This window comes from Streptomyces sp. NPDC096152, assembly GCF_044763235.1.
Taxonomy (GTDB): Bacteria; Actinomycetota; Actinomycetes; order Streptomycetales; family Streptomycetaceae; genus Streptomyces.
The window spans coordinates 83,995-107,165 of the sequence record NZ_JBIWFW010000011.1 but is presented as its reverse complement, the minus strand read 5'-3'; the positions used below and the strand labels follow the sequence as shown (position 1 = coordinate 107,165).

Genomic DNA, 23,171 nt, shown 5'->3' with positions numbered 1-23,171 from the left:
CGGGTGGAGAGGCGCGGTGTCTCGGGCTCCACCCTTGATCCACCCGTGGTCCACCCCGGCTCCGATCACCCGGCCCGCCGATTTCCGTAGCGTCGAAGGCGTCGGCGGCACTCGGCCGTCGCACCCCTTCCGTTTACGGAGGCTCCGATGTCCGGGCTGGTCAACGCGCTGGTGATCGTGGTCGTCGCCGCCCTGGTGATCTCGCGGCAGTTCCGCGCCCGCCGATTCGACGCCGACCGGCGCTGGTGGCTCCTGCCCGCGGTCCTCGCGGTCGTCGCGCTGCGCGATCCCGTCATGGTCGACGTCCGCCACCGCACCGAGTCCGTCGCGCTCCTCGCCGCCGAGGTCGCCGTCGGCCTCGCCGTCGGCGCCGGCTGGGCCTGGACCACCCGTTTATGGGTGGAGGCGGACGGCACGGTATGGACCAGGAGCGGCAGGGCCGGCGCGGCCGTCTGGATCGCGGGCGTCGCCGTGCGCGGGGGCCTCTTCGGACTCGGCGTGCTGCTGGGCGTGCGTCAGAACAGTTCCGCCGTGACCCTCGCCCTCGCGGGTACCTTGCTGATTCGCTCCGCCGTCCTGGCCTTGCGGACACGGGCCCTCGCCCCGTCCGACGTCCGTGTCCCGTCCGGCCTCCGCGCCACGACGGACGTCCCTGTCCCGTCCGATCTCCGCGCCACGACGGACGTCCGTGCCGCGGCGTACCGTGACGACAGGCCGCGGCCCGCGTGGAAGGAGCGCGTGTGACGGAGAACGTCTGGACGCGCTGGCCCTCGCGCGAGGCGCTCGGACGCGCCGGGATCTCCCGGGCGCGGCGATTCCTGGCGCTGTTCGCGAGGCTGCTGGTCCTGGGCATGCTGCTGTGGGGCGTCTTCACCGGAAGTCACGTCCACCCCTGGGCCGCGGCCGGGGCGGCGGTGGGCCTGCTGGCGGCCGCCCTGGCCTCCTGGGCCTTCTTCCGCACAACGCTCGACCACAGACTCCGGCCGTCCCTCGCTCTGGTCGCCGTGCTCATGGCGATCGGGGTGGTGGCACAGGTCACCGGCTTCCGGGTGCCGGCTCTGGTCCTCTGGTGCGGCTGCGCCGTGGTGTCGCTGGAGCGGCTGCCCCTGGCCGCCGCCCTGCCGGTGACGTCGGCAGCCCTCGCGACGTACGCGGCGGTCGACAGCGACCCGTGGCTGACCACCGCCGCCACGACCGCGGGCCTGGCCCTGGCCGGATACGTCCTGCGTCTCGACGCGGAGGCCCAGGGCCAGGCCCAGCGGCTGCTCGTCCAGGAGCGGGCGGCGCGGGCCGCGGAGGCGGAGTCGGCGGCGCTGGCGGAGCGGGCCCGGATCGCCCGGGAGATCCACGACGTCCTCGCCCACAGCCTCTCGGCGCAGCTCGTGCACCTGGAGGCCGCCCGGCTCCTGATCGAGCGGGGTGCCGACCGGGAGCAGATCCTTCAACGGGTGGTGGCGGCACGGGGCATGGCCCGCGACGGCCTCTCCGAGACCCGGCAGGCGCTGTCCGCCCTGCGCGGGGAGCTGACCCCGCTGGAGGACTTCCTCAACGGGCTCGTAGGGATGAACGACGGTGCCGATGTCACCGTCACGGGTGAACGCAGACCGCTGCCGGCCGAGGCCTCGCAGACCGTGCGCAGGGTCGCCCAGGAGGCGCTGACCAACGTCCGCAAGCACGCTCCGGGCGCCCGGGTCCGGGTGCGGCTGGACTACGGCGAGCACCAAGTCACCCTCGCCGTGCGGGACACGGGCGGCACGCCGGGAGAACTGACCGCGTCCGGAGGGGGGTACGGTCTGCTGGGCATGCGGGAGCGTGCCGAGCTGCTGGGCGGCTCGCTGGAGGCAGGGCCGCACGAGGAGGGTTTCGCGGTGACGCTGAAGGTGCCGGTATGACGGAAGAGCCCGGGAAGAGGCCCGCGCGGGTCGTCGTGGCGGACGACCAGACCGTGGTCCGCGAGGGCATCGTGATGCTGCTCGGGCTGCTGCCCGGGATCGAGGTCGTCGGGTCCGCGGGCGACGGGGACGAGGCGGTGGAACTCGTCGCCGAGCTGGCTCCGGACGTGGTCCTGATGGACCTGCGCATGCCCCGCTGCGACGGCGTGGAGGCCACCCGCCGGATCCGCTCGGAACATCCGGGGACACAGGTGGTGATCCTCACGACGTTCGCGGACGACGACTCCCTGTTCCCCGCTCTCGCAGCGGGAGCCCGCGGCTACCTCACCAAGGACGCCGGCGGGGACGAGATCGTCCGGGCCGTACAGAGCGTGCTGTCCGGGGACGCCGGACTGTCACCCGGCATCCAGCGGCGCCTGCTGGAGCGTCTGGCCGAAGCGCAGCCCCCGCCCGCCGTCCCGGCCGCGGCGCCGGACGGGCTCACCGCGCGGGAGACCGAAGTGCTGGAGCTCATCGCCGACGGCCTGAGCAACCAGGAGATCGCCCGCCGACTGCACGTCTCGACCGCCACCGTGAAGACCCACATCAACAACCTGTTCGCCAAGACGGGCCTCAAGGACCGTGCCCAGGCGGTGCGTTACGCCTATGCGAAGGGGCTGGTCCGGCCACCGACCCGGCCGATCACCTAATGGGGTGAAGAGGGCGGCGAAGAGAAGTCGGGGATCTTCCCGTTCTGTCCATCCTTGGACATGCAGTCAAGCAACGGTCGTTCCCGCGGTGGCGGTGAAGGTCCCGAGAACGTGGTCGAGAGCCACGAGGGCCAGGATTCGTCATCCGGAGACATGAGGTATCGGGACCCCTGGTACGACGCACTGGCCTCCGGATGGGGTGAGGGGGACGGAGTGCCCGTCCCGGCCGCACCGGTGCCGGGGGCGCGCCGGGAGGATCAATCCGTCGGCGCCGTCGGCGCCGTCGGCGCGGCGGCCGGCGTCTATCTCGAGGTGCAGCGCAGCGCGGCGTTCCGGGAGGTGCGCGGCCGGTACCGGAGGTTCGTGGTGCCGGCGGTCGCGGTCTTCTTCACCTGGTACGTGGGGTACGTGGTGACGGCGACGGCGGCGCCCGGGGTCATGGCGCGACCGGTGCTGGGCGCGGTGAACGTGGGGATGCTGGCGGGGCTCGGCCAGTTCCTCAGCACGTTCCTCCTCACCTGGGCCTACGCGCGGCACGCGCGGCTGCGCCGGGACCGGCCCGCGCTGGAACTGCGCTGGGACACCCAGGAACTGACGCGTGGCGTGCGGGGCGGGGTCTCGTGACGGACAACCATCAGACCCTGGCGCTGCTGCTGTTCAGCGCGTTCGTCGCCGTCACGCTGGGGATCACGACCTGGGTGAGCCGTCATCGGCACGGCTCGGCTGAGGAGTTCTACGCGGGCGGCCGGCTCTTCTCGCCCATGGAAAATGGTTTTGCCATCGCCGGCGACTACATGTCGGCGGCGTCCTTCCTGGGCGTCGCCGGGCTCATCGCGCTGTTCGGCTACGACGGGATGCTGTACGTGGTGGGCTTCCTCGTGGCCTGGCTGGTGGTGCTGTTCCTGGTCGCCGAGCTGGTGCGCAACTGCGGGCGGTTCACCCTGGCCGACGTGGTCGCGGCCCGGATGAGCGAGCGTCCGGTGCGGATCGCGGCGGGAACCTCGTCGGTGACCGTCTCGGTTCTGTACCTGGTGGCGCAGATGGTGGGCGCGGGCAGCCTGGTGGCGCTGCTCCTCGGACGGACCGACCAGGGGGCGCAGGCCTGGACGGTCGTCGGCGTCGGAGCCCTGATGGTGGTCTACGTGTCCTTCGGAGGGATGCGGGCCACCACCTGGATCCAGATCGTCAAGGCGGTCCTGCTGCTCGGCGGCACCGTCGTGCTGACCGTGCTCGTCCTGGTCCGGTTCCACGGCGACATCGACCGCCTGCTGCTCACCGCCGCCGAGCGCAGCGGCCACGGAGACGCCTTCCTGGCCCCCGGCCTGAAGTACGGCGGGGACTGGACGGCCCGCCTGGACTTCATCAGTCTCGGACTCGCCCTGGTGCTGGGCACGGGCGGACTGCCGCACATCCTGTCCCGGTTCTACACGGTGCCGACGGCGCGGGCCGCCCGCCGGTCGGTCATCTGGTCGATCGGACTCATCGGGGGCTTCTACCTGATGACGATCGTCCTCGGCTTCGGGGCGGCCGCGATCGTCGGCCCCGCGGCCGTGCGGGGCTCCAACGCGGCCGGGAACACCGCGGTTCCGCTGCTCGCCCTCGACCTGGGAGGCGGCGCGGACTCCACGGGGGGCACGGTGCTGTTCGCGGTGGTGGCCGCCGTCGCCTTCGCCACGATCCTCGCCGTCGTCGCCGGGATCACGCTCGCCTCCTCGGCGTCGGTGGCCCACGACCTGTACGCCTCCCTGCGCCGCCGGGGCGCCCGGCAGCGCAGCGAGGTCGCCGTGGCGCGGGTCGCCGCGGTCGGCATCGGCGTGGTGGCGATCGGGCTCGGTCTGCTCGCCCGCGATCTGAACGTCGCCTTTCTGGTGGGCCTCGCCTTCGCCGTCGCCGCCTCCGCGAACCTGCCCGTGCTGCTCTACTCGCTGTTCTGGCGGGGCTTCACGACGCGCGGCGCCGTGTGGGCCGTATACGGCGGGCTGGTGCCGGCGCTTGTGCTCGTCGTGCTGTCGCCGGTGGTGTCCGGCAGTCCCGACTCGCTGTTCCCGGGTGTCGACTTCCAGTACTTCCCGCTGCAGAACCCGGGCATCGTCTCCGTCCCGCTGGGCTTCCTCGCCGGCTGGCTGGGCACCGTCACCTCCGCCGAACTGCCGGACGAGGCCAAGCACGCGGAGACGGAGGTGCGGTCGCTGACCGGCGCGGGAGCCGTATAGACGCCGTCTCCGATGGATCAAGGGCGCGGGCAGGCGGTGAAAGCGCCCTTGATCAGGCCCGGTGAGCCGGTGGCGTCCCGTCGTGGTGTCCGGGTGCCGGGTTACGGCGCCACCCACGCGTACCGGTGTTCGGGGCGGCCCGTGTCGCCGTATCTGAGGGAGAGGCGCAGACGTCCGGCCTGTTCCAGGTGGCGGAGGTAGCGCTGGGCCGTGGAGCGGCTCAGGCCGGTCTCCGCGGCCACCTCGTGGGCCGACAGGGGCCCGCCGGCCCGGTGCAGGACGCCGCAGATCAGATCCGTGGTCGGCTCCGAGTGACCGCTGGGCAGGCCGGGGGAGGACGGCGCGGGGCTGGTGCGCAGGGCACCGAAGATCCGGTCCACCTGTTCCTGCCCGGCCACTCCCCGGCCGCCGACGCGGTCGACGGTGCGGCGCAGGGCCGCGTAGGAGTCCAGGCGGGTGCGCAGCGCGGCGAAGGTGAAGGGCTTGACCAGGTAGTGCAGCGCGCCCAGGCGCATCGCCTGCTGCACGGTCGCCACGTCGCCGGCCGCGGTGATCATGATGACGTCGGCGCCGTGGCCCTGTTCCCGCAGGTGATGGACGAGTTGCAGACCCGTCCGGTCGGGCAGGTAGTGGTCGAGCAGGACCAGGTCGATGCCGCCGCGCTGGACGGCGGTCAGAGCCTGCGCGGCACTGTGTGCGCGGGCGGTCACCCGGAAACCGGGAACCTTTCCCACGTACTTGGCGTTGATCTCGGCGACACGGAAGTCGTCGTCGACCACCAGGACGTCAATCATCGGGCCTCTCTCCCTCAAGGCCTTGGCGAGCGTCAAGCCCGTATTCGGCTACGTTGTTGTAGCGCGAGCAAAACGAGCACAACAGGTGCTTGCGAGCAAAAGAACGGCTTGCGCCCAGAAGACTGCTGCTGTGGCCCGCACCACACCTACCGTCCCGGCCATGAGCGCAGACACCAGCCCCGCCATCGAACTGCGGGGCGCCAGCAAGACGTTCAGGACCCCGTCAGGGGGCCTGCACACGGCCGTAAGGGGCCTCGACCTCACCGTGGCACGCGGTGAGTTCGTGGCCGTCGTCGGCCCCACCGGTTGCGGCAAGTCGACCACGCTGACCCTGGTCAGCGGCCTGGAGGAGCCCAGCGAGGGCGAGGTGCTGGTCGCCGGCACACCGGTTCGCGGTGTCGGCGACAAGGTCGGGTTCGTCTTCCAGCAGGACGCCACCTTCCCCTGGCGGACCGTGCTGTCCAACGTGATGGCCGGACCGCGTTTCCGCGGCGTACCGAAGGCGGAGGCGAAGGAGAAGGCGCGCGCATGGCTGGCCCGGGTCGGCCTCGCCGCCTTCGAGGACCGCTACCCGCACCAGCTCTCCGGCGGCCAGCGCAAGCGCGTCGCCCTCGCCGCCACCTTCGTCAACGACCCCGAGATCCTGCTGATGGACGAGCCGTTCTCGGCCCTCGACGTGCAGACCCGGGCGCTGATGTCGGACGAGCTGCTGGAGCTGTGGGAGGGCACGGGCGCCTCGGTCGTCTTCGTCACCCACGACCTGGAGGAGTCGATCGCGCTGGCCGACAAGGTCGTCGTGATGACCGCCGGTCCCGCGACGGTGAAGCACGTCTTCGACATCGACCTGCCCCGGCCGCGCAAGGTCGAGGAGGTGCGGCTGGAGCCGCGGTTCATCGACATCTACCGCGAGATCTGGGAGTCCCTCGGCGAAGAGGTCCGCATCACCCGTGAGAGGGGTGCCGCCCATGTCGCCTGAGGTCCTCACCACGCCCGTCGTCGACACGGCCAAGACGCCGGACCGCGCGCACTCCCGGGCCCGCGCCGCCCGCCGCCGCAGGACGATCGTGACCACCATGCGGGTCCTGCTCCTGGTCGCCGTGCTCGGCCTGTGGGAGGCGCTCTCCCGGGCCAGGATCATCGATCCGTTCAACTTCTCGATGCCCTCGAAGATCTGGGACCAGATATGGACCTGGATCACCCACGGCACCGCGCTCGGCTCGCTGGGCGAGCAGATCTGGTACACCCTGCACGAGGCGCTCCTCGGCTGGCTGTTCGGCGTCGTGGCCGGTGTGGTCCTCGGCATCGTGCTCGGCCGCGTCGCCTTCCTCGCCGACGTCCTCGGGCCCTACATCAAGGTGCTCAACTCCATACCGAGGATCGTGCTCGCCCCGATCTTCGTGATCTGGTTCGGGCTGGGACCGGCCTCCAAGGTCGCCTCCGCCGTGGTCCTGGTCTTCTTCCCGGTGTTCTTCAACGCCTTCCAGGGGGCCCGGGAGGTCGACCGCAACCTGGTGGCCAACGCCCGGATCCTCGGTGCCGGCGACCGCAGGGTGACCCTTCAGGTCGTCGTCCCGTCCGCCACCTCCTGGATCTTCACCAGCCTCCACGTCAGCTTCGGCTTCGCCCTCATCGGCGCGATCGTCGGCGAGTACATCGGCGCGACCAAGGGCATCGGCCTGCTCGTCGCGCAGTCCCAGGGCACGTTCAACGCGGCCGGTGTGTACGCCGCGATGGTGATCCTCGCCGTGGTCGCCCTCTTCGCCGAAGGGCTGCTCACCTTCGCCGAGCGCCGCATCTTCCGCTGGAAGCCCGCCGGCTCCGGGGACTGAACGAACCCCTCCCGTATCGCAGTTCGCATCATCAGCGCTTCTGCTGCCCGCACCGCCTCTCACAAGGACGTGAACTCCCATGCGCAAGACCGCCAGACTCGCCGCGTCGGCCGCCGCCGGCCTGCTCGCCCTCACCTCCCTCACCGCCTGCGCCAACGACGCGGCCAGTTCGACGTCCGACTCCGGCAGCGGCTCGGGGGGCGGCAAGGGCGAGCACGTCAAGATCATGGTCGGGGGCCTGGACAAGGTCATCTACCTGCCCGCGATGCTCACCCAGCGGCTCGGCTACTTCACCGCGGAGGGCCTGGACGTCCAGCTGCTGAGCGAGCCCGCCGGCGTCCAGGCCGAGACCGCGCTCGTCTCCGGCCAGGTCCAGGGCGCCGTCGGCTTCTACGACCACACCCTCGACCTGCAGGTGAAGGGGAAGTCGGTCGAGTCCGTCGTCCAGTTCTCGCACGCGCCCGGCGAGGTCGAGGTCGTCTCCGGCAAGGCGGCGGGCACGATCACCTCGCCCAAGGACTTCAAGGGGAAGAAGCTGGGCGTCACCGGCCTCGGCTCCTCGACCGACTTCCTCACCAAGTACCTCGCGGTCAAGAACGGGGTCAAGGTCAGCGAGTTCACCCCGGTGGCCGTCGGCGCCGGACCGACCTTCATCTCCGCGCTCCAGAAGGGCGCCATCGACGGCGGTATGACCACCGATCCGACCGTCGCGACGATCCTGGACAAGAAGGCGGGGAAGGTCCTCGTCGACATGCGGACACCGGAGGGTTCGCAGCAGGCGCTCGGTGGGCCGTACCCGTCGTCGAGCCTGTACATGCAGACGGACTGGGTCAACAGCCACAAGGACACCGTCCAGAAGCTGGCCAATGCGTTCGTCAAGACGCTCACGTGGATGTCCACGCACAGCGCCTCGGAGATCGCCGCCAAGATGCCCGCCGACTACTCCCAGGGCGACAAGGCGCTCTACGCCCAGGCGATCAAGAGCACGCTGCCGATGTTCACCAAGGACGGCATCATGCCGGCCGACGGACCGGGGACGGTCGAGAAGGTCCTCAAGGCGTTCAACCCGAACATCAAGAACGCCAAGATCGACCTCAGCAAGACGTACACGACGGAGTTCGCCGAGAAGGCCGCGGGCTGACATCCGTATGCATGGGGGGCACGGTCCCTTCCCCCGCCCCCACGGGCCGTGCCCTCAGGCGCGGGTCGCCCACACGTAACGGTGTTCCGGGCGGCCCGCGTCGCCGTACTTCAGGGTCAGCCGCGCCCGTCCCGTACGCTCCAGCAGCTTCAGATAGCGCTGGGCGGTCTGCCGGCTCACCCCGGTCCGCTCCGCGATCTCCTGGGCGGACACCGGCGCGTGCGCGCTCATCAAAGACCTGCGGACGAGTTCGGCGGTGGCGGGGGAGTGCCCCTTGGGCAGTCCGGGCTCCGGCGCCGCGGACAGCGTCCCGAAGATCCGGTCCACCTGCGCCTGCTCGGCCTCGCCGCCGCCGTCCAGGGTGCGCCGCAGCCGGGCGTACGCCTCCAGCTTGGCCCGCAGACCCGCGAAGGCGAACGGCTTGACCAGGTACTGCAGGGCTCCGTGCCGCATCGCCGCCTGCACGGTCGCCAGGTCCCGGGCCGCCGTCACCATGATCACGTCGAGCCGGTGACCACGCCGGCGCATCTCCCGGACCACCGCCAGGCCCGTCCCGTCGGGCAGGTAGTGGTCCATGAGCACCAGGTCCACCCGCGGCAGCGTCTCCAGCAGGCGCAGCGCCTCGGCCGCGCCGTGCGCCTCGCCCGCCACGTGGAAGCCGGGCACCTTCTCGACATAGGCCGCGTGGACCCGCGCCACCCGGGTGTCGTCGTCCACGACCAGGACCTCGATCATCGCGACTCCTCCCCGGCGGCACTCCCGGCCGCCCCATCGGCGGCGGCCGGCGCCGGTTCCGGGCCCGGCTCGGCTAGTGCCTCGGGCAGGACGACCGTGAACCGCGCGCCGCCGCCGTCCGCCTCGTCCACCGACACGCTCCCGCCCTGCCGCTCGGCGAGCCTGCGCACCAGGGACAGGCCGATCCCCCGCTTGCCGTGCGCCGGCGGCTGCTTGGTCGACCAGCCCTCCGTGAAGATCAACTCGCGCTGGTCCGCGGGAACGCCGGGCCCCGTGTCGCACACCCGGAGGACGGCGGTGCGTCCCTCGGCGCGCAGTTCGACCTCCACGCGCGCGTGCGGTGTGGCCGCGACCGCGTCGAGCGCGTTGTCCACCAGGTTGCCGACGACCGTCACCAGCCCCCCGGGATCGACCAGCCGGTCCGGCAGCCGGGTCCGGTCCGACACCCAGAGCGCGACCCCGCGCTCGGCGGCGACGGTCGCCTTGCCGACCAGCAGGGCGGCGAGCAGCGGGTCCTGGATCTTCTCGGTGACCTGTTCCGACGTGGCCCGGTGGTCGCCGACCACCTCCCCGACGAACTCGACGGCCTCGTCGTACATCTCCAGCTCCAGCAGCCCGAGCAGGGTGTGCATCCGGTTGGCGTGCTCGTGGTCCTGGGCGCGCAGGGCGTCGATCAGGCCGCGTGTGGAGTCCAGTTCGCGGCCCAGCTGCTCCAGTTCGGTGCGGTCGCGCAGGGTCGCCACGGCGCCGCCGTCACCGGTGGGCATGCGGTTGGCGACGAGGACGCGCTGCCCGCGGACGGTGAGCAGGTCGGTGCCGGTCACCCGGCCGGCCAGGACGTCGGTCGTGCGGCCCGCGCCGAGGGCCTCGTCGAGGGACCGGCCGACCGCCTCGTCGCCGAGGCCGAGCAGCCGCCGCGCCTCGTCGTTGAGCAGCCGGACGCGGCCGGTGCGGTCCAGCGCCACGACCCCCTCGCGGATGCCGTGCAGCATCGCCTCGCGTTCCGCGAGCAGCGCCGCGATGTCCGAGAAGGCCAGGTCCCGCGTCTGCCGCTGGACCCGGCGGGAGATCAGCCAGGCGGCCAGCGCGCCGACGGCCAGGGCGCCGCCCGCGTACGCGAGCAGGCCCGGGATGGCATGGAGCAGCCTGGCCCGGACGCTGTCGTACGCGATGCCGACGGAGACGGCCCCGACGATGCCGTGGTCGGCGCCGTACAGCGGCACCTTGCCGCGGGCGGAGCGGGCCAGCGTGCCCTTGTCGATCTCCATGACCTCCCGGCCGGCCAGCGCCTCGGTGGGGTCGGTCGACACGGGCCGGCCGATCCGCCGCGGGTCGGTGTGCGACCAGCGCACGCCCCGCCAGTCCATCACGACGATGTACTCCGCCCGCGTGGCCAGCCGGATCCGCTCCGCCGCCCGCTGTACGGGCCCGTCGGCCGTCGGGGCGGTGTTCTGCACGTCCCGCGCGATCTCGGGGTCCTGGGCGACGGTCCGCGCGATGGCGAGGGCGCGGCGCATCGCCTGGTCGTCCAGCTGATGGCTGAGCGGCGCGAGGAACAGCCCGGTCGCCAGCACCGCCACTCCCGCGGCGATCGCGAGCTGCATCAGCAGCACCTGCGAGAACACCCGCCGGGGCAGGCCGAGGCGCCGGCGGCGTGCCGGGGGAGTGGGGCTCATGCCCATGACGGTACGTCGGAGGGCGGGGGCCGCCCCAGGGGGTGTGGCGCGGATCTCGTGCCCCGTCGCGGGCCGACGGGACCGCGCGGGGGCCGGCCCCGGCGTGGGCCGGCGGGATCAGCCGGCGAGCCGAGCCGCCGTCAGTTCGCGCAGGGCCACCACGTCCATCCGGCCGGGCGTGCCCAGCACCGACGCGCCGCAGCTCTCGGGGCCGGGCGGCAGCGAGGTGTCCTGCGCCACGGACACCTGCCACCGTCGTCCGTCGGCATGGGCCACGGTCACCTCCCAGCGGGGCGCGGACCCTTCGGGGCACACGACGGCCGGCTCGGTGCGCACGACGGTCAGCGCGTCCGCCCCGTCCTCGCCCGTCGCCGCGCGCACGGCCAGCTCGGCGGCCTGCGCGGGCCGCTCCCAGGCCGTGCGGCCCCGGCAGCCCTCGACGACGACCCGGCCCTCCCGCACGGCGTGCAGCACGTCCTTGACGGCGTGCGCCTCGGCCCGGCCGTAGGCGTATCCGTACGGCAGCACCAACAGCGTCGGGGAGAAGCGGTGGCCGCCGAGGTGCGTGACCTCCCAGACGCCCTCGACTCCCGAGGCGGCGAGCTCGGTCGCCAGCGGACGGCCCAGCAGGGCGCAGCAGCGGTCGCGCTTGCCGTTGGTGCACACGAGGGCGAGCGGGTCGCCCGTGTGGGGCCGGCCCCCCAGCACCGCGTCGAAGGAGTGGTGATCGCCCCGGCCCAGCGCGGCGAAGTCGAGGTCGAGCAGCCGTTCCGGGGCGGCGGTCAGGGCGCTGCGCAGCCACATTCTCCCCGGAACGGTGTGGGCGGCGTATACCCGCCGCACGGACGGAGTACGGCGGTCGGCGTGCCGTCCGGGGCGGCGGATGAGCGCGACGCGGACGCCGGTGTCCCGCGTGGCCCGCTCCAGGGCGCGGCCCACGGCGGGGTCCAGGTGACTCGAGGTGAGCGCCTTGGCACCCCAGGGGCCGGGCTGTTCCAGGAGCAGCCACGTCGTCGCCGTGGCCGCGGTGGCGGACAGCGGCTCGTCGTGATCCCGGGAGGCGGTCGCGCAGGTACTCACACAGGTGAGCCTAACCTGACTCGGAGCGGAGCGACGCCCGACCGCCCGGGTGATCTATTCCGGCAGCGGTTGCGGTGGCCGCGGTCCCACGTAATGGCCGCTCGGGCGCATGCGCAGCGGACGCTCCCCGTACTCCTCCAGGGCGTGGGCGATCCAGCCCGCCGTCCGGGCCACGGCGAAGATCGTCTCGCCCGCGGTGTACGACATGCCGCTGGACGCGGTGAGCACGGCGAGCGCCAGGTCGACGTTGGCGTGCAGCGGGGTGTGGCGGGCCGCGGTGACCTCGATGTCGCGGGCCGCGGCGAGGGCCGGGGCTGCGCCCGGGATGCCCTCCAGGATCTCGAACAGCGCACGCGCGCGCGGGTCCTCGCCCGTGTAGAGGCGGTGGCCGAGTCCCGGGATGCGGCGGCCGTCCCGGAGTTCCTCGGCGATCACGGGGCCCGCCGAGCCCCGGTCGAGCACCTCCAGCAACAGCCGGTGGGCGAGCCCGCTGGCGGCGCCGTGCAGCGGGCCCTCGATCACGCCCAGTCCGGCGGAGACCGCCGCGTAGGCGTGCGCGCGGGCGGAGGCGGCGACGCGCACGGCGAGCGTCGAGGCGGCCAGATCGTGGTCGACGAGCAGGGCCAGCGCGGTGTCGAGGGCGCGCAGCGACACGTCGTCGGCCGGGCGGCCGCTCAGCCGCGCCCACAGGCGGTGAGCGAGCGGACCCTCGTCGTGGTGGTCCCCCATGACTGGCGGCAGCGCGGTGACGAGGGTGGGGATGAGGATGCGCGCGGTGCCGAGCACCGCGTCCTCCGACAGGTCGAAGCGCAGCGGGTCCGCGGCCGCGGCGGCGATCGCGGCGACCCGCAGCCGGTCGGTGGGCCCGGCGTGCTCGGGCAGGGCGTGCACGGCGCGGCGGGCCACGGCGACGGAGGCGGCGGGCGCGGTGAACGTGACACCGGGACGCAGCCGCCCCGTCCACAGCCACTCGGCGACCTCCTCGTACGTGTGCCGGGCGGCCAGCGCGGTCGCGTCGACGCCGCGGAAGTAGTACCGGTCCTTCTCGATGAGCGTGATGCGGGTGCGTACGGACAGTTCGCCGCCCGGGGCCGCCGAACCGCCGCCGCCCTCCCGCCTGTTGCGGCGGGCGAGCGTCTCGACCTCACGGGCGTCGAAGGTGCTGCCCCGGCCGCCCGGCGCACGCCGGCTGCTCAGCTGACCGCGGCTCACATAGGCGTACACGGTCTCGGGCTTCACACCGAGCAGTTCGGCGGTCTCCCTGGTGCTCAGCCGCCGCTCCGCGGAGCCGGGGGCGGGTTCCTGATCGCGCATGGGGCTCACGGTATCCGTCCGGTCGCGTATTGATCGAATCAATATTGACAATGAACGAGTCAAGCATGGACAGTCGAATCAAGTCCAGGGAGGAAACATGTCCAGCAACAGGGCCGCAGCCACGTTCGTCGACGTACCGCGGGGACTCGCGGGAGTCGTGGTCACCGACACCCGGATCGGTGACGTCCGCGGACGCGAGGGCTTCTACCACTACCGGCAGTACTCGGCCGTCGAGCTGGCGCGGACCCGCCGCTTCGAGGACGTCTGGCACCTGCTGGTGCACGGCGAACTGCCCGATCCGGAGGCGGGCGCCGCCTTCGCCGCGCGAACCGCGGCGCTGCGCCGGCTGCCCGAGGAGGTCCGGGCCGCGCTGCCCGCCGTCGCGGCCGCGAGTGCCCGGTCCGGCCCGCTCGCCGCGATGCGCACGGGGCTGTCCGTGCTGGGCGCGGCGAAGGGCTTCCGCCCGGTGTACGACATCGACCCGGACCGGCGGCGCGAGGACACGCTGACGGCCTGCGCGGCCGTACCGACGCTGCTCACCGCGCTGCACCGGCTGGGAAAGGGCCTTGAGCCGGTCGAGCCGCGCGAGGACCTGTCGTACGCGGCGAACTACCTGTACATGCTGACGGGTTCCGAGCCGGACCCGGAGCGCGCCCGTGCGGTCGAGCAGTACTTGATCTCAACCATTGACCACGGATTCAACGCGTCAACCTTCACGGCCCGGGTCATCGCCTCGACGGGCGCCGATGTGGTGGCATGCCTGGTGGGGGCCGTCGGCGCCCTGTCCGGACCGCTGCACGGCGGTGCGCCCAGCCGGGCACTGGACACCCTCGACGCCATCGGCACGCCCGACCGCATCGCCCCCTGGATCCGGGAACGCGTCCTCGCGGGCGAGCGCATCATGGGCTTCGGTCATGCGGTCTACCGCACCGAGGACCCCCGCTCCCACATGCTCCGGGAGACGGCCCGGCGCTTCGGCGGCCCGCGAGTCGAGTTCGCCGTCGAGGTGGAACGCCGGGTGGAGGCGATCCTGGCCGAACTGAAACCGGGCCGCGAGCTGCACACGAACGTGGAGTTCTACGCGGGCGTGGTCATGGAACTCTGCGGTCTGCCCCGCGAGATGTTCACCCCGACCTTCGCCGCGGGACGGGTGGTGGGCTGGAGCGCGAACATCCTCGAACAGGCGGAGGACTCGAAGATCATCCGCCCGGTGGCGCGGTACGTCGGACCTCAGGCGCCGGTGACGGTGCCGGCGGCCTGAGTGGCGGCCGGTCCGCAGCGGCGGCGGCAGCGAGGGGCGCACGGCCCGGCGCAATGTCCGACGTCGCCCCGCGCGAGCCGCTGACGATCGTTCACTCCGGCGGGTTTCCCGCGGCTCGTATCCTGTGTCGGCATTCAGTGTTGGTCCGCGCGTCACAGGGGTGAGCCGGTGCGCGCGTCGGCGTGAGAGAGGTCGCACGGTGAGTCAGCCGAGCCCGCGTACGGGGTCCACCCCGCGTCCGGGGCCGAGTCCGAGCGCGGGCACCCGCCCGGATCCCCGCACGAGTACCCGGCAGATCCCGGTCGTCGTACTCGCCGGATTCCTCGGCTCGGGCAAGACCACGCTGCTCAACCATCTGCTGCACCGCAGCGGCGGCAGCCGCATCGGCGCGATCGTCAACGACTTCGGCGCCATCGAGATCGACGCCATGGCGGTCGCGGGCGCGCTCGGGGACTCCACCGTCTCCCTCGGCAACGGATGCCTGTGCTGCGCCGTCGACGACAGTGAGCTCGATCTGTATCTGGACCGGCTCACCGCGCCCGCCGCCGGGATCGACGTCATAGTCATCGAGGCCAGTGGGCTCGCCGAGCCGCAGGAGCTGGTCCGCATGGTGCTGGCCAGCGAGAACCCCGCGGTCGTCTACGGCGGCCTGGTCGAGGTGGTCGACGCCGCGGAGTTCCACGGCACCCGGGCGCGGCACCCCGAGATCGACCGCCACCTCGCGCTCGCCGACCTCGTCGTCGTCAACAAGGTCGACCGGGCCGACGACGGCGAGAAACTGGTGGAGCTGGTGCGGTCCCTCGTCGACGGGGCCGCCGTCGTCCCGGCCCGCTACGGCCGCGTCGACCCCGAGTTCCTCTTCGACTGCCGCCCCGCCGGGGAGCGCGTCGGGCAGCTCTCCTTCGACGATCTGCACGGCGACCCGCCGTACGAGTGCGCGGAGCACGCCCCCGCCGGGCACCTGCACACCGGCTACGACAGCCTCTCCTTCACGTCCGACCTGCCCCTGGACCCCCGCCGGCTGATGCGGTTCCTCGACAGCCGCCCCGACGGGCTCTACCGGATCAAGGGCTACGTCGGATTCGGCCCCCACGACCCGCGCAACCGCTACGCCGTGCACGCCGTCGGCCGGTTCCTGCGCTTCTACCCCGAGCCCTGGCCGGCCGGCGACCCGCGCCGCACCCAACTCGTGCTCATCGGCTCCGCCATCGACACCGAAGCTCTCGGCAAGGAGCTGGAGGCGTGCGGGAACGACGCCCCGGACGCCGACGAGCACGGCATGTGGGGCGTCCTGCGCTACATACGGGACCCCGACCAGCGGGAGGTACAGGACCCCGACGAGCCCGAGCCCGACCCCGGGCCGGGCTCCGTGGGGCAGCACTCCGGCCCCACGGACCGTCCGGACGCGCTCTAGGCGAGAGGGCCCGGGCCCCGGCCCGGCATGCCAAGGGCCTGTCCGGCGGATCATGCCGCGGACGCGGGGTCCGGCACGCCCTCCCCCAAGCTCTTCGAGCAGGGGGTACCCCAGTGGCGTTGTCGTCGGTTGCCGACTCTCCCAAGCTCTCGGCTTCGGTCGAGAGGGGGACCTCCATCGCGTCGACGCCCTCCTCCGCCTTGCAGCTGGACGCCCCAGCCCCCGCTCACCTGCGCTGATGACGCGCCGTTGCCTCTCTGCGAATTGAACCGCCGGACAGGCCTAGACCGGCCCCGCCACCGCCGCGACCGTCTTCGCCAGCGACACGCCCGAGCCGTCGCGGCGCGGGTCCGTCTCCGGCAGCTCGGCCGGGGTGCCGTTCTTCTGCGCGGCCCGTGCCGGGATGGGCCCCGCCCAGGCGAAGGACAGGCAGTCCTCGCCCTTGAGGAACCGCTGGCAGCGGACCCCGCCGGTCGCCCGGCCCTTGCGCGGGTACTGGTCGAACGGCGTCAGCTTGGCCGTGGTGTGGACCGAGTCGTCCAGCGTGCCGCGCGAGCCGGCCACCGTGAAGACGACCGCGTCCGCGGCCGGGTCGACGGCCGTGAACGAGATGACCTTGGCGCCCTCGGCGAGCTTGACGCCCGCCATGCCGCCGGCCGGGCGGCCCTGCGGACGGACCTGCGCGGCCTGGTAGCGCAGCAACTGGGCGTCGTCGGTGATGAAGACCAGGTCCTCCTCGCCGGTGCGCAGCTCGACCGCGCCGACGATCCGGTCGCCCTCCCTGAGGGTGATGACCTCCAACTCGTCCTTGTTGGCCGGGTAGTCGGGCACCACGCGCTTGACCACACCCTGCTCGGTGCCCAGCGCCAGGCCCGGCGAGGACTCGTCCAGGGTGGTCAGGCAGACGACGGTCTCGTCGTCCTCCAGGGACACGAACTCGGCGAGCGGCGCGCCCCCGGAGAGGTTCGGCGCGGTGGCCGACTCCGGCAGCTGGGGCAGGTCCACGACGTTCAGCCGGAGCAGCCGGCCGGAGGAGGTCACCACGCCCACCTCGCCCCGGGCCGTCGCCGGGACCGCCGAGACGATCACGTCGTGCTTGTGGCGCCTGCCCTCGTGGGGCAGCGGCTCGTCGGTCATCGTGCGGGCCAGCAGGCCCGTCGAGGACAGCAGGACCCGGCACGGGTCGTCCGCGACCTGGAGGGACACGGCCGTGGCCGGGGCGGCGCCCGCCTCCAGCAGCAGAGTCCGCCGGGGCGTGGCGAACTTCTTCGCCACCGCCGCCAGTTCGGCGGAGACCAGCTTGCGCAGCTCCGCGTCCGACTCCAGGATCCGGGTCAGCTCCTCGATCTCCGCGATGAGCCTGTCCTTCTCCGCCTCCAGCTCGATGCGGTCGAACTTGGTCAGACGGCGCAGCGGCGTGTCGAGGATGTACTGGGTCTGGACGTCGCTCAGCGAGAAGCGCCGCATCAGGCGCTCCTTGGCCTGTGCGGAGTTCTCGCTGGAGCGGATCAGGCGGATCACCTCGTCGATGTCCACCAGCGCGGTGAGCAGGCCCTCGACCAGGTGCAGCCGGTCGCGCCGCTTGCCCCGGCGGTACTCGCTGCGCCGCCGCACCACCTCGAAGCGGTGGTCGAGGTAGACCTCCAGCAGCTCCTTCAGGCCCAGCGTCAGGGGCTGGCCGTCCACCAGCGCGACGTTGTTGATGCCGAAGGACTCCTCCATCGGCGTCAGCTTGTACAGCTGCTCGAGGACCGCCTCGGGCACGAAGCCGTTCTTGACCTCGATGACCAGGCGCAGGCCGTGCTCGCGGTCGGTGAGGTCCTTGACGTCGGCGATGCCCTGGATCTTCTTGGAACCGACCAGGTCCTTGATCTTGGCGATCACCTTCTCCGGGCCGACCGTGAAGGGCAGCTCGGTCACGACGAGGCCCTTGCGGCGCGCCGTCACCGTCTCCACCGTGACCGTCGCGCGGATCTTGAAGGTGCCCCGGCCGCTCTCGTAGGCGTCGCGGATGCCGGACAGGCCCACGATCCGGCCGCCGGTGGGCAGATCGGGGCCCGGGACGTGCTTCATCAGGGCGTCCAGATCCGCGTTCGGGTGGCGGATCAGGTGGCGGGCGGCCGCGACGACCTCGCCGAGGTTGTGCGGCGGCATGTTCGTGGCCATGCCGACCGCGATGCCCGACGCGCCGTTGACCAGCAGGTTCGGGAAGGCGGCGGGCAGGGCGACGGGCTCCCGCTCCTGACCGTCGTAGTTCGGCGCGAAGTCGACCGTGTCCTCGTCGATCGACTCCGTCATCAGGCTCGTCGCCTCGGTCATGCGGCACTCGGTGTACCGCATGGCGGCGGGCGGGTCGTCGTTGCCCAGGGAGCCGAAGTTGCCGTGACCGTCGACCAGGGGCACCCGCATGGAGAAGGGCTGCGCCATGCGCACCAGGGCGTCGTAGATCGACGCGTCGCCGTGCGGGTGGAGCTTGCCCATGACCTCGCCGACGACGCGAGCGCACTTCACGTAGCCGCGTTCGGGGCGCAGGCCCATCTCGTTCATCTGGTAGACGATGCGGCGGTGGACCGGCTTGAGGCCGTCCCGGGCGTCCGGCAGGGCGCGCGAGTAGATGACCGAGTACGCGTACTCGAGGAAGGAGCCCTGCATCTCGTCGACGACGTCGATGTCGAGGATCCTCTCCTCGTACGGCTCGTCGGGCGGCGGGGTCTTCGTGCTGCGGCGGGCCATCGCTGCCGGCTCCTTGCTGAAGCGTTGACGGGATCTGACGCGGACCATTGTGGACCGCGCGACTGACAGTGCGGACCAGGACCCGGCACCCGTTGCTTCACCCGGGGTTCCAAGGGGCCGTCGGAGCCGCCCCCCGGGGGTGGCGAGGCGACGGTTGCGGCACCCGCGGGGCGTGCGCGGCGCGGCACCCCGCTCTCGCTTTCGGCCCGCCCTCCCGTGCTCGCTCTCGGCGTACGACCTCCGGGAACTTCGCCAGGCGTGCGCGCGCTTGCATACAGTGGCAGGACGGCAGGAAAACGGCGGTTTCGACGACCGCCACCGCGATCGAAGGGACGTACATGCCCAAGGGTCACACGGCCACAGCCGAGGCAGGCTCCGGCGGCCTGACAGCGACCGAGCACCGCCTGGCCAACGGCCTGCGCGTGGTGCTCTCCGAGGACCACCTGACCCCGGTCGCGGCGGTGTGCCTCTGGTACGACGTCGGCTCCCGCCACGAGGTCAAGGGACGTACCGGTCTGGCTCACCTTTTCGAGCACTTGATGTTCCAGGGCTCCGCGCAGGTGAAGGGCAACGGCCACTTCGAGCTGGTGCAGGGCGCGGGCGGCTCGCTGAACGGCACCACCAGCTTCGAGCGCACCAACTACTTCGAGACCATGCCCGCCCACCAGCTCGAGCTCGCCCTCTGGCTGGAGGCCGACCGTATGGGCTCGCTGCTCGCGGCCCTCGACGAGGAGTCGATGGAGAACCAGCGGGACGTCGTCAAGAACGAGCGCCGCCAGCGCTACGACAACGTTCCGTACGGCACCGCGTTCGAGAGGCTCACCGCGCTCGCCTACCCGGAGGGCCACCCGTACCACCACACGCCCATCGGCTCGATGGCCGACCTGGACGCGGCCACGCTGGAGGACGCGCGCGCGTTCTTCCGCACGTACTACGCGCCCAACAACGCCGTCCTGTCCGTGGTGGGCGACATCGACCCCGAGCGGACGCTCGCCTGGATCGAGAAGTACTTCGGCTCCATCACCTCGCACAACGGCAAGCCGCAGCCCCGCGACGGCTCCCTGCCCGAGGTCATCGGCGAGCAGCTGCGCGAGGTCGTCGAGGAGGAGGTCCCGGCGCGGGCGCTGATGGCCGCCTACCGGCTGCCGCACGACGGCACGCGCGCGTGCGACGCGGCGGACCTGGCCCTGACCGTCCTGGGCGGCGGCGAGTCCTCCCGCCTCTACAACCGGCTGGTGCGCCGGGACCGCACGGCCGTCGCGGCCGGGTTCGGCCTGCTGCGGCTGGCCGGCGCGCCCTCCCTGGGCTGGCTGGACGTGAAGACCTCCGGTGACGTCGAGGTCCCGGTCATCGAGGCCGCCATCGACGAGGAGCTCGCCCGGTTCGCCGAGGAGGGCCCGACCGCCGAGGAGATGGAGCGGGCCCAGGCCCAGCTGGAGCGCGAGTGGCTGGACCGGCTCGGCACCGTCGCGGGCCGCGCCGACGAACTGTGCCGCTACACCGTCCTGTTCGACGACCCGCAGCTCGCCCTCACCGCCGTGCACCGCGTTCTGGAGATCACGCCGGAGGAGGTCCAGGAGGTCGCCAAGGCCCGCCTGCGCTCCGACAACCGCGCGGTGCTCGTCTACGAGCCGGTCGCGGCCGAGACCGAGGGCGCGGACGCCGCGGCCACCGACGACACCGAGGAGGCGGCGAAGTGACCGAGCTCGCCACGATGGAGTTCCACCCCCGGCCGCAGGCGGGCGAGGCCAGGCCGTGGGCGTTCCCGGCCCCCGAGCGCGGGACGCTGGACAACGGTCTGACGGTGCTGCGCTGCCACCGTCCCGGCCAGCAGGTCGTCGCCGTCGAGGTGCTGCTGGACGCGCCCCTGGAGGCGGAGCCGGCCGGCCTGGACGGCGTCGGCACGATCATGGCGCGGGCCTTCTCCGAGGGCACCGACAAGCACTCCGCCGAGGAGTTCGCCGCCGAGCTGGAGCGCGCCGGCGCCACTCTCGACGCGCACGCCGACCACCCCGGCGTCCGCCTGAGCCTGGAGGTCCCGGCGTCGCGCCTGGCCAAGGGGCTCGGCCTGCTCTCCGACGCGCTGCGGGCCCCCGCCTTCACCGAGAGCGAGGTCGAGCGGCTGGTGCGCAACCGGCTCGACGAGATCCCGCACGAGCTGGCCAACCCGTCCCGCCGCGCCGCCAAGGAGCTCTCCAAGGAGCTGTTCCCGGCCTCCTCGCGCATGTCGCGCCCGCGCCAGGGCACCGAGGAGACGGTCCGGACCATCGACTCGGCGGCGGTCCGCGCCTTCTACGACCGCCACGTCCGCCCCGCCACGGCCACCACCGTGGTCGTCGGCGACCTCACCGGCATCGACCTCGACGCGCTGCTCGGCGAGACCCTGGGCGCGTGGAGCGGCTCGCAGGCCAAGCCGCGGCCCGTGCCGCCCGTCACCGCCGACGACACCGGCCGCGTGGTGATCGTGGACCGCCCGGGCGCCGTCCAGACGCAGTTGCTCATCGGCCGTATCGGCCCCGACCGGCACGACCGCGTGTGGCCCGCCCAGGTGCTGGGCACCTACTGCCTCGGCGGCACCCTCACCTCCCGTCTGGACCGCGTCCTGCGCGAGGAGAAGGGCTACACCTACGGCGTGCGGGCGTTCGGCCAGGTGCTGCGCTCCGCTCCCGACGGCTCGGGCGCCTCGATGCTCGCGATCAGCGGCTCCGTCGACACCCCGAACACCGGCCCGGCGCTGGGGGACCTGTTCACGGTCCTGCGCAAGCTCGCCGCCGACGGTCTGACCGACGCCGAGCGGGACGTCGCCGTGCAGAACCTGGTGGGCGTGGCACCGCTCAAGTACGAGACGGCGTTGGCCGTGGCGGGCACGCTGGCCGACCAGGTCGAGCAGCACCTGCCCGACGACTACCAGGCGACGCTGTACCAGCAGCTCGCCGCGACCGGCACGGTGGAGGCCACCGCGGCGGTCGTCAACGCCTTCCCGGTGGACCGCCTGGTGACCGTCCTCGTCGGTGACGCGGCGCAGATCAAGGAGCCGGTCGAGGCCCTCGGCATCGGTCAAGTCGGCGTCGTGGCAGCCGAATAGGCGGCCGCGGCGCCCGCGCGGCACGGGTCCGCGCCCACCCACCCGCGCGGGCGGCCGGCGAGCGGTACGCGTGAGGGAGCCCCGGTGGCCGAAGTGTCACCGGGGCTCCCTGATGTCCGAATTGAGGGAGAGGCTGCCTTTCTGCCCTGTGTCCTGCGCTACAAAACCCACCATTCGTTTGGGATTTGAAAGCGGGCCCGTTTAGCGTCGGTCCGGCTGTCCGTCAGGCAACGCGCCGCGCCCGCGGCACCGGACAGTCATCGCCGAGTCCCCGTACGGCGCGAGCCAGGGGAGCCGGGGACCCACCGTCCCTGGGGTGAATCGGACACCCGCGCGTGCCGCGAGGGGGTCCGTAGGAGACCTTCCTGCTCCGAACCCGTCAGCTAACCCGGTAGGCGAGAAGGAAGGAAAGGAACAACGTCTGCATGGCGTTCACCCGCGCCACCGGGAAGCACCGTCGTCCCAGCCGGATGCACCGCACCACCGCACGCGCGGTGGGCGTCGCCGCCCTCACCACCTCCGGCGTCCTCGGCACCCTCTCCGCCGCCCCGGCCCTGGCCGCCGAGACGCCCGCTCCCGAGGACACCGGTCTCACCCCGGTCGTCACCATCGGTGACTCCGTCGCCGAGAAGATCGACGCACAGGCCGTCGCCCAGCACCGGGCCGCCGCCCAGAAGCAGGCCGAGGAGGCCGCGCGCGAGAAGGCCGCCGAGCAGGCGCGGAAGGCCCGCGAGGCGGCGCGTGAGGCCAAGGAGCGCGCGGCCCGCGCGGCCGAGCGCAAGCGCCTCAACACCTTCGTGGCGCCGATCTCCGACTCCTACGTCTCCACCGGGTACAAGACCGGCGGCACCCTGTGGTCGTCCGGCTCCCACACCGGTATCGACTTCCACGCCTCCAGCGGCACCGCCGTCCACGCGGTCGGCACGGGCACCGTCGTGAACACGGGCTGGGGCGGGGCGTACGGCAACCAGGTCGTGATCAGGATGGCCGACGGCATGTACACCATGTACGGCCACCTGTCGTCCATCGGCGTCTCGGTGGGCCAGAAGGTCGTGCCGGGCCAGCAGATCGGGCTCTCCGGCGCCACCGGCAACGTCACCGGACCGCACCTGCACTTCGAGGCCCGCACCACCCCGGAGTACGGCTCCGACATCGACCCCGTCGCCTACCTCCGCAAGCACGGCGTCGACGTCTGACGCGGCACCGGCGCCGCCCGCCTCCCGCGCATCCGAAGCCCCGGCTCTCGCAGCCGGGGCTTTCGGCGTTTAGGACGCCCCGCTGTCCAAAAAAACTCCATGGATTCCGACCCGCCGTC

General features: G+C 72.5%; 19 protein-coding genes and 1 riboswitch. Of the genes, 13 read left to right on the top strand and 6 right to left on the bottom strand.

Annotated elements, in window-relative coordinates; all coding sequences use genetic code 11:
• Positions 1-147 precede the first annotated feature (147 nt).
• Genes ACIQ9G_RS32180 through ACIQ9G_RS32160 form a run of 5 tightly spaced genes read left to right on the top strand, consistent with a single transcriptional unit; the run spans position 148 to position 4,794 of the window.
• Positions 148-744: a DUF1453 domain-containing protein gene (locus tag ACIQ9G_RS32180; protein ID WP_403616689.1), complete on the top strand. Its 597-nt coding sequence runs from the start codon at positions 148-150 to the stop codon at positions 742-744.
• Complete coding sequence (locus tag ACIQ9G_RS32175; protein ID WP_403616686.1) at positions 741-1,892, top strand: sensor histidine kinase; 1,152 nt, start codon at positions 741-743, stop codon at positions 1,890-1,892. The genes ACIQ9G_RS32180 and ACIQ9G_RS32175 overlap by 4 nt, the downstream gene beginning before the upstream one ends.
• A complete protein-coding gene (locus tag ACIQ9G_RS32170) occupies positions 1,889-2,581 on the top strand; it encodes a response regulator (RefSeq protein ID WP_403616683.1) in 693 nt (230 codons plus the stop codon). The genes ACIQ9G_RS32175 and ACIQ9G_RS32170 overlap by 4 nt, the downstream gene beginning before the upstream one ends.
• A gap of 60 nt (positions 2,582-2,641) precedes the next feature.
• Positions 2,642-3,205, top strand: coding sequence for a DUF485 domain-containing protein (locus ACIQ9G_RS32165; protein WP_403616680.1), 564 nt, complete (start codon positions 2,642-2,644; stop codon positions 3,203-3,205).
• Positions 3,202-4,794, top strand: a complete 1,593-nt coding sequence (locus ACIQ9G_RS32160) for a cation acetate symporter (protein WP_403616678.1) — start codon at positions 3,202-3,204, stop codon at positions 4,792-4,794. Before ACIQ9G_RS32165 ends, ACIQ9G_RS32160 begins: the two co-directional genes overlap by 4 nt.
• A 101-nt stretch (positions 4,795-4,895) precedes the next feature.
• On the opposite strand, the gene ACIQ9G_RS32155 is transcribed toward ACIQ9G_RS32160, so the two are convergent.
• The gene (locus ACIQ9G_RS32155; protein WP_403616675.1) at positions 4,896-5,588 is read right to left on the bottom strand and encodes a response regulator; all 693 of its coding nucleotides are present in this window, start codon (positions 5,586-5,588) and stop codon (positions 4,896-4,898) included.
• 160 nt (positions 5,589-5,748) lie between these two features.
• Here ACIQ9G_RS32155 and ACIQ9G_RS32150 point away from each other — a divergent pair, with 160 nt between their 5' ends.
• The 3 genes from ACIQ9G_RS32150 (at position 5,749) to ACIQ9G_RS32140 (ending at position 8,558) form a co-directional block, all read left to right on the top strand.
• The gene (locus tag ACIQ9G_RS32150; RefSeq protein WP_403616673.1) at positions 5,749-6,564 is read left to right on the top strand and encodes an ABC transporter ATP-binding protein; all 816 of its coding nucleotides are present in this window, start codon (positions 5,749-5,751) and stop codon (positions 6,562-6,564) included.
• Positions 6,554-7,417 carry an ABC transporter permease gene (locus ACIQ9G_RS32145; protein WP_403616670.1) on the top strand — a complete coding sequence of 288 codons (864 nt, stop codon included), beginning with the start codon at positions 6,554-6,556 and terminating at the stop codon, positions 7,415-7,417. Before ACIQ9G_RS32150 ends, ACIQ9G_RS32145 begins: the two co-directional genes overlap by 11 nt.
• Positions 7,418-7,496: 79 nt before the next feature.
• A complete protein-coding gene (locus ACIQ9G_RS32140; RefSeq protein WP_403616667.1) occupies positions 7,497-8,558 on the top strand; it encodes an ABC transporter substrate-binding protein in 1,062 nt (353 codons plus the stop codon).
• A 54-nt stretch (positions 8,559-8,612) separates the two neighbouring features.
• On the opposite strand, the gene ACIQ9G_RS32135 is transcribed toward ACIQ9G_RS32140, so the two are convergent.
• The 4 genes from ACIQ9G_RS32135 to ACIQ9G_RS32120 all read right to left on the bottom strand — a co-directional run bounded on the left by ACIQ9G_RS32135 (position 8,613) and on the right by ACIQ9G_RS32120 (position 13,363).
• A complete protein-coding gene (locus tag ACIQ9G_RS32135; RefSeq protein WP_403616664.1) occupies positions 8,613-9,293 on the bottom strand; it encodes a response regulator in 681 nt (226 codons plus the stop codon).
• Complete coding sequence (locus ACIQ9G_RS32130; protein WP_403616661.1) at positions 9,290-10,969, bottom strand: ATP-binding protein; 1,680 nt, start codon at positions 10,967-10,969, stop codon at positions 9,290-9,292. Before ACIQ9G_RS32130 ends, ACIQ9G_RS32135 begins: the two co-directional genes overlap by 4 nt.
• Before the next feature lie 117 nt (positions 10,970-11,086).
• Positions 11,087-12,049, bottom strand: a complete 963-nt coding sequence (locus tag ACIQ9G_RS32125) for a sucrase ferredoxin (RefSeq protein ID WP_403616658.1) — start codon at positions 12,047-12,049, stop codon at positions 11,087-11,089.
• Between the two features lie 54 nt (positions 12,050-12,103).
• Complete coding sequence (locus ACIQ9G_RS32120; RefSeq protein WP_403616655.1) at positions 12,104-13,363, bottom strand: citrate/2-methylcitrate synthase; 1,260 nt, start codon at positions 13,361-13,363, stop codon at positions 12,104-12,106.
• A 97-nt stretch (positions 13,364-13,460) separates the two neighbouring features.
• Here ACIQ9G_RS32120 and ACIQ9G_RS32115 point away from each other — a divergent pair, with 97 nt between their 5' ends.
• Positions 13,461-14,624: a citrate synthase/methylcitrate synthase gene (locus tag ACIQ9G_RS32115; protein WP_403616653.1), complete on the top strand. Its 1,164-nt coding sequence runs from the start codon at positions 13,461-13,463 to the stop codon at positions 14,622-14,624.
• 199 nt (positions 14,625-14,823) lie between these two features.
• Positions 14,824-16,038 (top strand): CobW family GTP-binding protein, encoded by a 1,215-nt coding sequence (locus ACIQ9G_RS32110; RefSeq protein WP_403616650.1) that lies wholly within the window; start codon positions 14,824-14,826, stop codon positions 16,036-16,038.
• 282 nt (positions 16,039-16,320) lie between these two features.
• On the opposite strand, the gene ACIQ9G_RS32105 is transcribed toward ACIQ9G_RS32110, so the two are convergent.
• Positions 16,321-18,771 (bottom strand): DNA topoisomerase (ATP-hydrolyzing) subunit A, encoded by a 2,451-nt coding sequence (locus ACIQ9G_RS32105; RefSeq protein ID WP_403616648.1) that lies wholly within the window; start codon positions 18,769-18,771, stop codon positions 16,321-16,323.
• Positions 18,772-19,109: 338 nt separating this feature from the next.
• On the opposite strand from ACIQ9G_RS32105, the gene ACIQ9G_RS32100 reads away from it, so the two are divergent.
• From ACIQ9G_RS32100 to ACIQ9G_RS32090, 3 genes are all read left to right on the top strand, one after another.
• A complete protein-coding gene (locus ACIQ9G_RS32100; RefSeq protein ID WP_403616646.1) occupies positions 19,110-20,471 on the top strand; it encodes a M16 family metallopeptidase in 1,362 nt (453 codons plus the stop codon).
• Complete coding sequence (locus tag ACIQ9G_RS32095) at positions 20,468-21,856, top strand: M16 family metallopeptidase (RefSeq protein ID WP_403616643.1); 1,389 nt, start codon at positions 20,468-20,470, stop codon at positions 21,854-21,856. The genes ACIQ9G_RS32100 and ACIQ9G_RS32095 overlap by 4 nt, the downstream gene beginning before the upstream one ends.
• 251 nt (positions 21,857-22,107) lie before the next feature.
• Positions 22,108-22,268, top strand: a riboswitch (cyclic di-AMP (ydaO/yuaA leader).
• Between the two features lie 13 nt (positions 22,269-22,281).
• On the top strand, positions 22,282-23,052 hold the full coding sequence (locus ACIQ9G_RS32090; RefSeq protein ID WP_403616640.1) for a M23 family metallopeptidase: 771 nt from the start codon (positions 22,282-22,284) through the stop codon (positions 23,050-23,052).
• Positions 23,053-23,171 lie beyond the last annotated feature (119 nt).

Excerpts from the sequence above, each read along its gene's own strand:
- ACIQ9G_RS32155 (WP_403616675.1), bottom strand. The coding sequence starts at position 5,588 with ATGATTGACGTCCTGGTGGTCGACGACGACTTCCGTGTCGCCGAGATC.
- ACIQ9G_RS32120 (WP_403616655.1), bottom strand. The coding sequence starts at position 13,363 with ATGCGCGATCAGGAACCCGCCCCCGGCTCCGCGGAGCGGCGGCTGAGC.
- ACIQ9G_RS32170 (WP_403616683.1), top strand. The coding sequence starts at position 1,889 with ATGACGGAAGAGCCCGGGAAGAGGCCCGCGCGGGTCGTCGTGGCGGAC.
- ACIQ9G_RS32100 (WP_403616646.1), top strand. The coding sequence starts at position 19,110 with ATGCCCAAGGGTCACACGGCCACAGCCGAGGCAGGCTCCGGCGGCCTG.
- ACIQ9G_RS32140 (WP_403616667.1), top strand. The coding sequence starts at position 7,497 with ATGCGCAAGACCGCCAGACTCGCCGCGTCGGCCGCCGCCGGCCTGCTC.
- ACIQ9G_RS32180 (WP_403616689.1), top strand. The coding sequence starts at position 148 with ATGTCCGGGCTGGTCAACGCGCTGGTGATCGTGGTCGTCGCCGCCCTG.
- ACIQ9G_RS32115 (WP_403616653.1), top strand. The coding sequence starts at position 13,461 with ATGTCCAGCAACAGGGCCGCAGCCACGTTCGTCGACGTACCGCGGGGA.
- ACIQ9G_RS32090 (WP_403616640.1), top strand. The coding sequence starts at position 22,282 with ATGGCGTTCACCCGCGCCACCGGGAAGCACCGTCGTCCCAGCCGGATG.
- ACIQ9G_RS32145 (WP_403616670.1), top strand. The coding sequence starts at position 6,554 with ATGTCGCCTGAGGTCCTCACCACGCCCGTCGTCGACACGGCCAAGACG.
- ACIQ9G_RS32135 (WP_403616664.1), bottom strand. The coding sequence starts at position 9,293 with ATGATCGAGGTCCTGGTCGTGGACGACGACACCCGGGTGGCGCGGGTC.
- ACIQ9G_RS32150 (WP_403616673.1), top strand. The coding sequence starts at position 5,749 with ATGAGCGCAGACACCAGCCCCGCCATCGAACTGCGGGGCGCCAGCAAG.
- ACIQ9G_RS32105 (WP_403616648.1), bottom strand. The coding sequence starts at position 18,771 with ATGGCCCGCCGCAGCACGAAGACCCCGCCGCCCGACGAGCCGTACGAG.
- ACIQ9G_RS32130 (WP_403616661.1), bottom strand. The coding sequence starts at position 10,969 with ATGAGCCCCACTCCCCCGGCACGCCGCCGGCGCCTCGGCCTGCCCCGG.
- ACIQ9G_RS32165 (WP_403616680.1), top strand. The coding sequence starts at position 2,642 with ATGCAGTCAAGCAACGGTCGTTCCCGCGGTGGCGGTGAAGGTCCCGAG.